This window comes from Actinoplanes awajinensis subsp. mycoplanecinus (assembly GCF_001509495.1).
In the GTDB taxonomy this organism is placed as follows: Bacteria; Actinomycetota; Actinomycetes; order Mycobacteriales; family Micromonosporaceae; genus Actinoplanes; species Actinoplanes palleronii.
Map to the genome: position 1 here is coordinate 1 of NZ_LLZH01000284.1, position 12605 is coordinate 12605.

Annotated in this window: 11 protein-coding genes and 1 pseudogene; 8 read left to right on the forward strand and 4 right to left on the reverse strand. The window is 69.9% G+C overall.

All coding sequences use genetic code 11. The features are described 5' to 3' along the window. Positions 1-490: 490 nt before the first annotated feature. Together ADL15_RS54515 and ADL15_RS30335 are read right to left on the reverse strand one after the other, a co-directional pair. Positions 491-771: pseudogene (locus ADL15_RS54515) on the reverse strand (DUF4158 domain-containing protein); the annotation flags it as partial. 271 nt (positions 772-1042) lie between these two features. After that, complete coding sequence (locus tag ADL15_RS30335) at positions 1043-1735, reverse strand: TetR/AcrR family transcriptional regulator (RefSeq protein WP_067698321.1); 693 nt, start codon at positions 1733-1735, stop codon at positions 1043-1045. A 53-nt stretch (positions 1736-1788) separates the two neighbouring features. Between ADL15_RS30335 and ADL15_RS30340 the strand changes: the two genes are divergently transcribed. The 7 genes from ADL15_RS30340 (at position 1789) to ADL15_RS30370 (ending at position 8951) form a co-directional block, all read left to right on the forward strand. Further along, complete coding sequence (locus ADL15_RS30340; protein WP_067698323.1) at positions 1789-2907, forward strand: FAD-dependent oxidoreductase; 1119 nt, start codon at positions 1789-1791, stop codon at positions 2905-2907. Between the two features lie 236 nt (positions 2908-3143). Continuing rightward, positions 3144-4601: a sensor histidine kinase gene (locus tag ADL15_RS30345; RefSeq protein ID WP_067698325.1), complete on the forward strand. Its 1458-nt coding sequence runs from the start codon at positions 3144-3146 to the stop codon at positions 4599-4601. Positions 4602-4614: 13 nt separating this feature from the next. Beyond that, on the forward strand, positions 4615-5007 hold the full coding sequence (locus ADL15_RS30350) for a response regulator (RefSeq protein ID WP_067698327.1): 393 nt from the start codon (positions 4615-4617) through the stop codon (positions 5005-5007). Between the two features lie 53 nt (positions 5008-5060). Next, entirely contained in the window at positions 5061-7112 is a 2052-nt protein-coding gene (locus tag ADL15_RS30355; RefSeq protein WP_067698329.1) for a hybrid sensor histidine kinase/response regulator, read from the forward strand. Positions 7113-7268: 156 nt separating this feature from the next. After that, positions 7269-7622 (forward strand): DoxX family protein, encoded by a 354-nt coding sequence (locus tag ADL15_RS30360; RefSeq protein ID WP_067698331.1) that lies wholly within the window; start codon positions 7269-7271, stop codon positions 7620-7622. A 154-nt stretch (positions 7623-7776) separates the two neighbouring features. Next, positions 7777-8388 (forward strand): alpha/beta fold hydrolase, encoded by a 612-nt coding sequence (locus ADL15_RS30365; RefSeq protein WP_067698464.1) that lies wholly within the window; start codon positions 7777-7779, stop codon positions 8386-8388. Continuing rightward, complete coding sequence (locus ADL15_RS30370; protein WP_067698333.1) at positions 8385-8951, forward strand: P-loop NTPase family protein; 567 nt, start codon at positions 8385-8387, stop codon at positions 8949-8951. The genes ADL15_RS30365 and ADL15_RS30370 overlap by 4 nt, the downstream gene beginning before the upstream one ends. 4 nt (positions 8952-8955) lie before the next feature. Here the strand turns inward: ADL15_RS30370 and ADL15_RS30375 are convergent, their stop codons facing one another. After that, on the reverse strand, positions 8956-9780 hold the full coding sequence (locus ADL15_RS30375) for a YwqG family protein (RefSeq protein WP_067698335.1): 825 nt from the start codon (positions 9778-9780) through the stop codon (positions 8956-8958). 20 nt (positions 9781-9800) lie between these two features. Next, on the reverse strand, positions 9801-10820 hold the full coding sequence (gene trpD / locus ADL15_RS30380; RefSeq protein WP_067698337.1) for an anthranilate phosphoribosyltransferase: 1020 nt from the start codon (positions 10818-10820) through the stop codon (positions 9801-9803). A gap of 221 nt (positions 10821-11041) precedes the next feature. Between trpD and ADL15_RS30385 the strand changes: the two genes are divergently transcribed. Further along, on the forward strand, positions 11042-12430 hold the full coding sequence (locus tag ADL15_RS30385) for an amino acid permease (RefSeq protein WP_067698339.1): 1389 nt from the start codon (positions 11042-11044) through the stop codon (positions 12428-12430). Positions 12431-12605 lie beyond the last annotated feature (175 nt).

Consider the following 12605-nt stretch of genomic DNA (forward strand, 5'->3'; position numbering starts at 1 on the left):
TCGGCGATTCAGGACTTGAAATGCCCTGCATCTTCCACGACTTTGCTGGGTCGCTTGAATTCGTTGACCGCGCTGCGCGGAAACGCGAACCGCGACACCGTCCTGCGCGGTTTGGGTCTGAACGAAACGCCAGCGGATAAAGCCGCGCCGCAAAACGTACCAGCGAAATAAGCGGCTCGCAGAGCGGCGCCACGGACAACGGCAACCTGATCCACCGCGCGGAACCGCCTCGCCGGAGGCCCTCGAACCACGGGGGTCTCCGGCGCGTCCGTGTGTGGGCCATGCGCGCGGTGATCTTCGGCTGCTTCGGCACGCTGACCGGAAGCCTCGGCGACCCGCAGCAGGTCGTCCCACATGTCCGTGACCAGGTCCAGGTTGAGCCGCCGGGTCGGCAGCGCGCCGGCGCGCGGGGTCCGGTCCGATGGAGGGTGAAAAGCAGATCCAGCTCGGCGCAGCGCCGGTCGGAGAGCAGGTACTTCACCCGCGCCCAGGTCTGCTCCCGCTCGCCGTGCCCGCGCAGCTCACCCATCGCGATCCCGAACTGTTGCGTCCGGCGCCGCCAATTACCTCATCGGGTACGAACCCGAGCCACGGCAGCGTGCACAGCTGGACCGCCACACCCAACACGTTGCGGCCGGTGCGGAACTGGCGCACGAACGCCTCGTCCGCATCCGTCAGCGTGAAGTACCGGACCAGCTCGGCCCGGTTGATCTCCGGAAAGCCCCGAAGCCGCGCCAGTTCCTCCGCCGCGAACACATCCTGAGTCGCCACGAACCCACCGCCTGAGCATCGACCGTCACCACACGGCCGGCACGCTAGGACTGGGGAAGAGTGTGATCAACCCTCAGTTCCTACCGTTGTTCTTGGCCTGGAAACTACGGGGCGGGCCGGGACTTCCGCGAGTTCAGCCGAACTGAAGGTTCATCGGCTGGAACTCAACGGGTTTCATGCTTGTGGGATGGTTTCCGTTCTTGGGCTCGCGGTGAACGGGGGCCCCGGCGAGCCGCAGAAGAGCAGGATCGCACTCGGCAGGAGTTGAGCGTCACGCCGGTGGCCCGGTGAGTTTGGCTGCGACAGCGTCGAGGACCCATTCCAGGCCGGTGGCGAAGGATTCCGTGGCGTCCATGTCCGTGCCGTCATGTACCGCTTTGGCCAGGGACGGGAAGCGGCCGGTGGCCAGCATTCTGGTCACATGTGGGCCAAAGGCCCGTTGCCAGTCGCGTTTGGACAGGCCCGTGGCGCGTTCGGCCCGCAGGTTCGCGATCTCGCGCCGGATCGCGCCGGTGACGTAGGCGCTGACGGTCTGCGTTGCGCGCATGACGGTGTCGATGTCGGTGAGGCCGTCGAGGGCGGCGAGTTGGGCCTCGGCCACGGCCAGGCCGTGCGGGCCCAGGGTAGGACGGCCGCCGAGCAGGTCGGCCAGCCATTCGTGGCGCAGAGCGGCCTGCCTGGTGCGCTGGGCGAGGACGCGCAGCGTCTCCCGCCAGTCACCGGGCTGTTCCTCGGGGAGAATCTCGGCGTTGACCTCGTCGACCATGAGGTCGAACAGGTCGTCTTTGGTGGAGATGTATCCGTACAGCCGCATCGGGCCGGCATCCAGCCGGGCGGCGACCTTGCGCACCGACACCGCTTCCAGCCCGCCCTCGTCGGCCAGTGCGATGGCGGCGGCGATGATCCGCTCCCGGTCGAGCGGCGCGGGGGGATTCCGCGGCTCCGGCCGATCCCACACCGTCATGGTCGCTCCCTGTTGTTGCGAGACATCCTACGATCGAAATACAGTGTATCGCTATGAGACATCGTATCGCTGTGGTCGGCGGCGGCCCCGCCGGGCTGACCTTCGCCCGTGTCCTGCACCGCCACGGCTACCCCGTCGCCGTCCTCGAACGCGATCCCGCCCCCGACTCCCGTCCCCCGGGCGGCACGCTGGACCTGCACGAGGGGCTCGGCCAGCTGGCGCTGGAGAAGGCAGGTCTGCTGGCGGAGTTTCAGACGCTCTCTCGGCCCGAGGGGCAGGCCATGCGCATCCTGGACACCGCTGGAACCGTCCTGAGGGACTGGCGACCCCGCCCGGATGAGCGGGCCAATCCCGAGATCGACCGCGGGCAACTGCGTGACCTGCTACGCGGTCCTCTCGACGTCAGGTGGGGACGGGAGGTGACGCAGGTGGTGCCGAGGACCGGCGACAGCCCCCTGGTTCATTTCGCCGACGGACGACAGGAGACGTTCGATCTGGTGGTGGGTGCGGACGGCGCCTGGTCCCGGGTTCGCCCGGCGGTCTCGCCGGTGACACCGCGGTACACCGGCGTCACCACGGTCGAGACTTCCCTGGACGACGTCGACAACAGCCATCCCGAACTCGCCCGGTTGATCGGTGACGGTTCGGTGGCCGTGTACGGCGTGAACCGATCCCTGGGTGCCCAGCGCAACAGCGGCGGTCATGTGAAGGTCTACGCCAAGTTCCGCGCGCCGCTGGACTGGCACGCGGGCCTGGACCTGGCCGACGTCGACGCCGTGCGATCGAGCCTTCTGGCCCTGTTCGACGGCTGGGCCGCTCCCGTGCTCGACCTGCTCAGCCACGGCACCGCTTTCGTCCACCGTCCCATCTACGTCCTGCCCGAATCCCACACCTGGGCCCACGTCCGCGGGGTGACGCTCCTGGGCGATGCCGCTCACCTGATGCCGCCGTTGGGTGCCGGCGCCAACCTAGCCATGCTCGACGGGGCCGAGCTCGCCGCGTCCATCGCCGCCGGCCCGGAAGATCTGGACAAGGCCGTCCGCGCCTTCGAGGACCAGATGTGGGCACGAGCCAGCATGTGGGCGAAGATCACGACGGCCGGCCTGGAACGCCTCGTGAGCCCGGACCCCGCCGAAGCCCTCGCCCTCTTCGAGCAAGTCCAGTCATCCTGACTGCCAGGACCAACAGCACCAGGAGTTGCCGGCCGCGGCGCAGGCGTTGCAGGGTGCCGGCGTGGCCGCGGAGCGCGTTCGTGTCCAGCAGGTGCTGACCGGGCCGGTCGCGGTCTGCTGTGCCCCACGGACCTCACTGACCCGCCCCCGCGTCACGGATCCCGAAACAGGGGGTAGGCGGGAAACCCGAGGGCTAGCCTGAAATCGATCGTTTTATACGAATAAATAATAGCTTGATGGTGGTGATTGTCGTGCTCGAGTACGCCTCACGAGCTGAAGCGGTGTTCCAGGCTGCACCGGATGCGATCGTGGGCATCGATTCGAGCGGCCGGATCCTGCTGGTGAACACCCAGGCCGAACGACTGTTCGACTACGACCACGACGAATTGATCAACCAGCCGGTCGAGGTCATCGTCCCGGCAGCGGCCAGCGGCGGGGTGTACCCGGCCCGTCCTACCTATCAACTCGACGACCCGGACCGCCCGCGCCGGGCGGACACCGCGGTGACCCTGACCGGGCGGCGCAAGGGCGGCGACGAGTTCCCGGCCGAGATCTCCCTGTCGGTCGTCGACACCGATGACGGACCGGTGGTGGCGGCGGCCATCCACGACGTCAGCGTCCGCAAGGACGCCGAGGCGAAGTTCCGCTGGATGATCGAGGTCGCCCCGGACGCCATCCTCGGCGTCGACGCCTCGGGCTCCATCGAGTTGGTGAACGCGCAGTGCGAAAACCTGTTCGGCCGCAGCCACGACGATCTGATGGGTCTGCCGGTCGAGGCGGTGCTCCCCGGCGGGCTGCGTCCGGTCGACGCGGGTCAGGTCGGTGCCTGCGTGGTGATGTCGGCCGTGCACGAGGACGGCACCACCATCCCGGTCGAGGTCAGCCTCAGCGCCCTGGAGACCACCACCAGCGGACGACTCACCATGGCCGCGGTCCGGGACATCTCCGACCGCAAACACATCGAGCACCTGCTGCAGCACAACGTCTCCGAGCTGGAACGGGCCAGCCGGGTCAAGAACAACCTGCTGGCCAGCATGAGCCACGAGCTGCGCACCCCGCTCAACGCCATCCTGGGTTTCACCGGCACCCTGCTGATGAAACTGCCCGGCCCGCTCAACGCCGAGCAGGAACACCAGCTGCACCTGGTGAAGGCGAGCGGCGCGCACCTGCTCTCGATCATCAACGACCTGCTCGACCTCGCCCAGATCGAGTCCGGCAAGGTGCAGATCGCGCTGGTACCGGTCGACTGCCGCGCCGTGGTCGACACGGTCGTGCAGTCGCTGGAGCCGCTGGCCGAGACCCACCACGTCACCCTGCACGTGGAGGGACCCGAGGTGCCGGTGTCCGCGAACGCCGACAAACGCGCGCTGAGCCAGATCGTGGTGAACCTGGTCAACAACGCGATCAAGTTCGCCGAGGGCAGCCAGGTGTGCATCCGGCTGACGCTGCAGGAGTCCGGCGACCGGATCCAGATCTCGGTGCACGACACCGGCCCGGGCATCCCGGAAACGGACCTGGACCGGATCTTCTGCGCGTTCGAGCGCAGCGCCGCCACCGCGAAGGCCACCGACGAAGGCACCGGTCTCGGCCTGCACATCTCCCAGAAGCTCGCCGAGCTGATGAACTCCACCGTCACCGTGGCCAGCGTTGTCGGTGAGGGCAGCACCTTCGCCATCTCCCTGGCCACCTGCTGAACGGAGCAGGGTCATGAACGCGCGCATCCTTGTCGTCGAAGACACTCCGAACAACATGTATCTGATGACGTACCTGTTGCAGGCCCACTCGCACACCGTCACCCCGGCGGCCAGCGGAGAGGAAGCCCTCGCGCTGGCCCGGGCGTCACGCCCCGACCTGGTCGTGATGGATCTGCAGCTGCCCGGCATCGACGGCTACCAGACGTTGGCGGCCATGCGCGCCGACCCGGGACTGCGCGAGGTGCCGGTCGTCGCCGTGACGTCGTTCGCGCTCGTGGGTGACCGCGACCGGATCCTCAACGCCGGCTTCGACCACTACGTGGCAAAACCCATCGACCCGGCGACGTTCACCGACGAGATCGACGCCTACCTGCCGCAGCTGTTGCGCAGCTCCGCACCGAACTGACCGGTGCGGCTGCCGGGTGCGGCTCCGTAGCAAGAGAAAGTCCTGAGGCTGTCATGGCTACCGTTCTTGTCGTCGACGACCGCGCCACCAACCGGGAACTCGTGCGCACCCTGCTCGGATACCAAGGGCACCGGGTCATCGAGGCCCACGAGGGCGCCGAGGCACTCGACCTGGCGCACTCCCAGCATCCCGACCTGGTCGTCACCGACATGCTGATGCCCGGCATGGACGGTTACGAACTGGCCCGGGAGCTGCGCTCCGCCCCGGACACCGCCGCGACACCCATCGTGTTCTACACGAGCAACTATCAGGAATCGGAGATCCAGCCCTTCGCCCAGGCGATCGGTGTGGCCCGGGTGCTGCTCAGGTCGTCGGAGCCACAGGAACTCATGCGGACCGTCGACGAGGTCCTGGCCGCGGGACCGGGCCTGGTCGGGCCGATCGACACCGCGCAGGTCGACCGCGAGTACCTGCGCGCGGTCACCGGCAAGCTCTTCGAGAAGGCCACGGCGTTGAGCACCACCGAGAAACGTTTCCGGCTGATGGCCGACGCCTCGCCGGTGGGTATCGCGTTCGGCGACCCGCACGGGTCCGCCAGCTACGTCAACGCCCGGCTCTGCGAGATCACCGGGCTGCCCGCCGACGACCTGCTCGGCCTGGGCTGGCTCACCTGCGCCGGCCAGGAGCACCGCGACGAGGCCCTCACCGTCGCGCGCGGCGACGGGCCCCGCGACGTCCGGCACCGGTACCGCAGTCACATCGGGTTGAGCGGCCGCACCGCGCGATGGCTCAACGTGCACGTCGAGGCGGTCCAGGACGACGAGGGCAGCCACGTCGGGTTCATCAGCACGATCGACGACGTGACCGCCCACGTCGAGAGCGACCAGCGTCGCCACGCCACGCAACGCCAGCACGACCTCGACGACCGGGACCGGGCCCGGGAACGGCTCGGCAGCCTCAGCACCCTGGCCGGCGGCGTCGCCCACGACTTCAACAACATCCTGGGTTCGATCCTGGCCTTCGAGAGCTTCGTGTCCGAATCCGTCGCCGAACTGACCGTCGCCGGCCGGTTGGACCCCGAGAGCAGCACGGCCATCCTCAACGACCTGGGACAGATCCGCAAAGGCGGTGAACGGGCCACCGGCCTGACCCAGCAGCTGCTGACCTTCGGCTCCCGCAAGGTGATCAACCTGTCGGCGCTCGACCTGAACCGGGCCGTGCGCGAATCCAACGCGCTGCTCGCCCCGACCCTCGGCACCCGCGTGCACATCGTCACCCACCTCGCGGACGACCTGCGCCTGGTGCTCGCCGAGCCCACCAACATCGCGCAGATCCTGCTCAACCTCACCGTCAACGCCGGCCATGCCATGCCCGGCGGCGGCACGCTGACCATCATCACGTCCAACGTCGTGATCACCGAGGAACCCGGTGAATCGGGTCCCGCCCCGCAGACCGCCGGGCACTACGTCCGGCTCACCGTCCGCGACACCGGTGAGGGAATGACCCCGGAGACGCTGCAACACGCGATCGAGCCGTTCTTCACCACCAAGGGCCGGGGCCTGGGCAGCGGGTTCGGGCTGGCCATCGTCTACGGCATCGTCAACCAACTCGGCGGCGTGCTCCGCATCGAATCGGAACCCGGCCACGGCGCCATGTTCACCATCTATCTGCCGACGACGGAACAGACCGTCGAACCACCGCCCGACACCGTGGCGGCGGCCGGCGGCGGCACCGAGACCATCCTGATCGCCGAGGACGACGACGGTATCCGTGAGGCGCTCACCCGGACCCTGTCCGGCGCCGGTTACACGACCCTCACCGCGGTCTCCGGCCCGCAGGCGCTCGCCCTGGCCGACCAGCACACCGCCGGCATCGACCTGCTCGTCTCGGACATCGTCATGCCCGGCATGCTCGGCGACGAGCTCGCCGCGGCGCTGCAGCAACGACGGCCCGCCATCAAGGTCCTGCTCGTCTCGGGCTACGCCGGCGACCTGATGAGCCACTACGGCGTCCTCAAACCCGGTGTCACCGTGCTGCCGAAACCGTTCACCAGCGACGAGTTGCTCACCGCCGTCCGCACCTCGATCGGTATCGCCGCGGCCTGACCGCCGGACGTCCGAGCCGGCCGTGCGCCGCGCGGCCGACGGGCCCTGCACGTCACCGGCCGCCAGGACGACATCGTCGGCTACACCGACACCGCCCGGCCTCACATCCGGCCGGGCTGTGTCGTCGGTGCGGTAGCCGACCTTGAAGGAGCCCCCGTGTCCGCCGCCTATCTCACCACCACCGGCCTCGCCGCGTTCCTCGCCGCCAGTGCCGCGGTCACCTACCTGATCGGGCACGACTACCCGAAGGCGCAGCTGCGGATGAAACGCCTGCCGCTGTGGTGGATGCCGATGCTCGGTGTCATCCTGGCCGCCGGCGCCGCGGGCCTGCTGATCGGCCTCGCCGTCCCCATCCTGGGCGTCCTGGCCGCCGCCGGGCTGGTCCTCTACTTCGTCGGCGCGTTCACCGCCCACCTGCGGGTCGGCTCCCGCGCCCTGGCCGGCCCCGCGGTCTTCTTCACCGTGATGCTCACCAATCTGGGGGTGACCCTGGCTCACCGGTTCTGCTGACCGCAAAATCGGCCTGCGGGGGACAGCCGCGGGCCGGGGCGGGCTGGCATGGTGGAGGCGCCGACGTGAACAGGGGGACGATGACGTGACCACGATCGACGCCGCAGGGATCACCCTCGCCTACCGCACCGCCGGGGAGCCGGGCCGCCCGCCGATGGTGCTGCTGCACGGGCTCGGCGACAGCTCCGCCGACTGGCACACCGTGCTGTCCGATCTCGCACAGACCCACCACGTGCACGCGCTCGACCTGCGCGGGCACGGCGGCAGCGCACACCCGGGCGCGTACTCGTTCGAGCTGATGCGCGACGACGTGCTCGCCTACCTCGACGCGGCCGGCATCGCCCGGTGCGTGCTGGTCGGGCACTCGATGGGTGGCATGGTCGCCGCGCTGCTCACCCTGGCCGCGCCGGACCGGGTCACCCACCTGGTCCTGGAAGACAGCAGCCTGCCGCGGCCCGGGTCGCTGCCCCGGCCGCCGCTGGACCCGCCGGCCGAGCCGACACCGTTCGACTTCGCCGCGGTCACCGCGATCCGCGCCCAGCTCAACGACCCCGACCCGGCCTGGTTCGCGTCGCTGTCCGAGATCGCCGTCCCCACCCTGATCATCAGTGGGGCGGAGAGCCCGATCCCGCACGAGCTGCTCGCCGACAGCGCCGACCGGATCCCGGACGCGATGCTGGTCACCGTGACCGCCGGGCACAACGTGCACGTCGAACAGCCGACCGCGTTCCTCACCGAGATCCACCGCTTCCTGAACCGCCCGTGACCGATCCCGATCAGCCCGGCCCGGCGAAGCTCACCACCGCGCGACGGATCGTCGTCTACGGCGTCACCGGGTCCGGTAAGACCACCCTGGCCCGCCGGATCGGCGAGCGCACCGGCCTGCCCTGGCACAGCGTCGACGACCTCACCTGGGAACCCGGCTGGGTCGAGGTCCCGCTCGCCGTGCAACGCGACCGGATCGCCGCGATCTGCGCCGGCGACGCCTGGGTGCTCGACAGCGCCTACCTGTCCTGGGCCGACATCCCGCTGGCCCGCGCCGACCTGATCGTCGGCCTCGACCTGTCGCGCCCGCTGCTGCTGTACCGGCTGGTCACCCGCACCCTGATCCGCGGGATCGTCCGCACCCCGATCTGCAACGGCAACACCGAGTCGCTGCGCGAAGCCCTGTCCCGCGACTCGATCGTGCTGGTCCAGTTCCGGTCCCTGCCCCGCAAACGCGCCCGCCTGCGTGCCTGGCAGGCCGACCCCGCGATGCCACCGGTGGTCCTGCTCCGCTCCGCGCGCGCGGTCCGCGCCTGGCTGCACACCCTTTCCGGTACGACCTGACGACTCACTCGGTGAACTCGCAGAACGACAGCGCCTGATCGAACCGCCCGGCGGCCAGGTCCTCGTGCCGGATCAGGAACCGCCCGTTCACGTACTCCTCGTGCGGCGCCGCGAACTGGGCCAGCGCCACCCACTCGCGCAGCACCGCCTCCTCGGAGCTGTCCTCGGCCAGGATCGTCTCGGGGCTGTTCTGCGCCGACACCGAGTACCCGCCAACCAGCAGGTCGTCCTCGATCCACGGCACCCGGCCCGGCCAGAGCCTGTCGACGACCGCGGTGAGCTGCGCCATGCCCGGAATGTCGTGGGTCAACTGTTTCTCCAGGTCGGTCAGGAACTCCGGGGACTGCTCGAGCCAGTCCGGCAGGTCCGGCTCGACCCGCGCGTACAGGTCATGTTCCGGGCCGGTCAGCGGCTCGTCGTCGCAGTCGTCGTCCGGCGGCCCGGTCGGTGTGGTCACCGCGCCGGCCGGCACGTGCACCACCCGGGCGAACTGCTGCTCCTCCGGTATCGAACACGACGACATGGCCGCCTCGGGCGACAGGAAGAACAGCAGCGACCCACCGGCCGGCAGGGCGAACCCGGCGATCCGCGGCAGCGCCGCACAGTCGACCGCCGCCAGGTACGGCAACGGCACCCCCGGCCGGATGCACGGCCAGGCGATGTCGGCGGGCAGGTGCGGCAGCCCGCCGAAGCGTCCGGCGCGCACCCCGTCCGGCCCGGCACCGGCCCGGATCCGGAACCGCAGGACCAGGTCGGCGTACCGGGCCGCCTCGTCCCGCCGCACACCCTGCTCGGCCGCGGCCCGCAGAAATTGATCGTGATAGTCCATGACCGGACATAGTGGCAGAGCTATCCGACAGAACTCCGGCTCGCGGCGACCCAGCGGTCCAAGGTGACCGTCGCCGCGCCGCTGCCGACCACCTCGGCGCACCGGGCCAGGGCCGCCGGGAACGAGCGCCCGTCGACGGCGACCAGCATCGCGGCCGCGTTCAGCAGCACCACGTCGCGGATCGGGCCGGGCTCACCGCCGAGCACGGCACGCGTGATCCGGGCGTTGTGCACGGCGTCACCGCCGCGCAGCTGGGCCGGGACCGCCCGGGCCAGGCCCAGCAGCGCCGGGTCGAGGACCGTGGCGCGCACCGTGCCGTCGCGCACCGTCCACACCCGCGACGTGGTCGTGGTGGTGAGCTTGTCCAGGCCGTCGTCACCGCGTACCACCAAAGCCTGAACGCCGCGCCCGGCGAACATCTCGGCGACCAGCGGTGCCAGCCGCGCATCGGCCACACCGACCACCTGGTGCCCCGGAGCGGCCGGGTTGATCAACGGTCCGAGGATGTTGAAAACGGTCGGCACCCCGAGCGAACGCCGCACCGCCGCCGCGTGCCGCAACCCCGGGTGGTACCGCGGCGCGAACAGGAACGTGATCCCGGCCTCGGCCGCGACCCGGGCGGCCTGCGCCGGCGACAGGTCCAGGCGCACCCCGAGCTGCTCGACCAGGTCGGCGGCCCCGGCGGTCGCCGACGACGCGGCCCGGCCACCGTGCTTGACCACGGTCACCCCGGTCGCGGCGGCGACCACCGCCGCCATCGTGGAGATGTTCACCGCGCCGGTGCCGTCGCCACCGGTCCCGGCGATGTCCACGACCGGCCCCGGGATCACCACCGGCAGCGCACTCGCCAGGGACGCCTCGACCAGGCCGGTCAGCTCCGCGGCGGTCTCGCCCTTGGTGCGCAGCGCGGCCGCGAACCCGGCCACCTGCACCGGATCCAGCTCACCGCTCACGATCTTGCTCATCGCCCAGGCGGCCTGTTCCCGGGTCAGGTCGATCCGGCGCAGCAGGCTCGGCAGGATGGTCTTCGACAGCGGCATCGTGGAGGTCCTCGCAGGGTGCGGGGTCGCCCGCCGAGGGTGCACACGAAAAACGGCCGCCTCGACGAGGCGGCCGGTGGGGATGGTTCGACAGGTGGCCGCCTAGCAGGCGCGCCACCACAGCATCGAACACGAGATCACGACACGGACCTTAACAAATCGACCTCTATGGATGCGCTGGGCGGCGTGGCGTGGTACTCCAGAGCGACAGGGAGGTGCCCATGCGCTCCGAGATCTTCCGCCGCAAACCCGTCGAGGACATCACCGACGACCACGACACCGGCCTCACCCGCACCCTCGGGCTGTGGCAACTGACCTCGATCGGGGTCGGCGGCATCATCGGCGCCGGCATCTTCGCCCTCGCCGGCGCGGTCGCCCACGAGACCGCCGGACCCGCCGTACTCATCTCGTTCCTGATCGCCGGGATCGCCTCCGCGGCCGCCGCGCTCTCCTACGCCGAGTTCGCTGGCATGATCCCCAAAGCCGGGTCCGCCTACACGTACGGCTACGCCGTGCTCGGCGAACTCGCCGGCTGGTTCATCGGCTGGGACCTGCTCCTGGAATACACCGCGATCGTCGCCGTCGTGGCCATCGGCATCTCCGGCTACTTCAGCTTCCTGGTCGGTGAACTCGGCGCCGACCTGCCCGCCTGGATGCTCGGCGCACCCGGCACCGGCGACGGCCACGTCGTCGACCTGTTCGCCGTGGTGCTCTGCCTGCTGATCGCATACCTGCTCAACCGCGGCATCCGCTCCGCCGCCCGGTTCGAGACCGCCGTCGTCGGCATCAAGATCCTCGTGGTGCTGCTGGTCGTGGTCGTCGGCATGTTCCACATCAACACCGCCAACTACACGCCGTACTTCCCGTTCGGCGTCAGCGGCGCGATCACCGGCGCCGCCACCGTCTTCTTCGCCGTCTTCGGCTACGACGCGATGTCCACCGCCGCCGAGGAATCCGCCGACTCCCGCCGCCACATGCCCAAAGCCATCCTCTACAGCCTGGCCATCTCCATGGTCCTCTACGTGCTGGCCACCCTGGTCCTGACCGGCATGCAGAACTACCGCGACATCGACCCGGAGAGCGGCTTCTCCACCGCGTTCGCCTCGGTCGGGCTCAACGGCCTCGCCGACGTCATCGCGGTCGGCGCCATCATCGGCATCCTCACCGTCATGTTCACCTTCATGCTCGGCGTCACCCGCGTCTGGTACGCCATGAGCCGCGACGGCCTGCTCCCCGCCTGGTTCGCCCACCTGCACCCCACCCGCCGCGTCCCCAGCCGCGTCACCTGGATCGTCGGCGTCGCCTCCGCCCTGATCGCCGGCTTCCTGCCGATCCGCGAAGCCGCCGAACTCACCAACATCGGCATCCTGCTCGCCTTCGTCGTCGTCTGCATCGCCGTGATCGTGCTGCGCTACCGCCGCCCCGACCTGCCCCGCACGTTCCGCCTGCCGCTGATGCCGGTCATCCCCGCCGTCGGCGTCGTCTTCTCCCTCTGGCTGATCACCTTCCTGGACCCGATCACCTGGCTGCGCTTCGCCATCTGGTTCCTGCTCGGCCTGATCATCTACTTCACCTACAGCCGCAAACACTCCTTGCTCAACCGCCGCTGACCGCTTCCCGGTCACCCCTTTTCCGGTACGCCGGAAAAGCACCCCGCCGCAGTCCCCCTGCACCGGTGCTCCCGGGCCCCGGCCCCGGCACGGCCGGAGCCCGGAGAGCGGCCCCCAGCGCCCTGCGCTGCCACGAACCCCCGGCTGGCTCTCAGCGCCGTCAAACCACCCGCAT

Excerpts from the sequence above, each read along its gene's own strand:
- ADL15_RS30340 (WP_067698323.1), top strand. The coding sequence starts at position 1,789 with ATGAGACATCGTATCGCTGTGGTCGGCGGCGGCCCCGCCGGGCTGACC.
- ADL15_RS30335 (WP_067698321.1), bottom strand. The coding sequence starts at position 1,735 with ATGACGGTGTGGGATCGGCCGGAGCCGCGGAATCCCCCCGCGCCGCTC.
- ADL15_RS30350 (WP_067698327.1), top strand. The coding sequence starts at position 4,615 with ATGAACGCGCGCATCCTTGTCGTCGAAGACACTCCGAACAACATGTAT.
- ADL15_RS30345 (WP_067698325.1), top strand. The coding sequence starts at position 3,144 with ATGGTGGTGATTGTCGTGCTCGAGTACGCCTCACGAGCTGAAGCGGTG.
- ADL15_RS30355 (WP_067698329.1), top strand. The coding sequence starts at position 5,061 with ATGGCTACCGTTCTTGTCGTCGACGACCGCGCCACCAACCGGGAACTC.
- ADL15_RS30365 (WP_067698464.1), top strand. The coding sequence starts at position 7,777 with ATGGTGCTGCTGCACGGGCTCGGCGACAGCTCCGCCGACTGGCACACC.
- ADL15_RS30375 (WP_067698335.1), bottom strand. The coding sequence starts at position 9,780 with ATGGACTATCACGATCAATTTCTGCGGGCCGCGGCCGAGCAGGGTGTG.
- ADL15_RS30385 (WP_067698339.1), top strand. The coding sequence starts at position 11,042 with ATGCGCTCCGAGATCTTCCGCCGCAAACCCGTCGAGGACATCACCGAC.
- trpD (WP_067698337.1), bottom strand. The coding sequence starts at position 10,820 with ATGCCGCTGTCGAAGACCATCCTGCCGAGCCTGCTGCGCCGGATCGAC.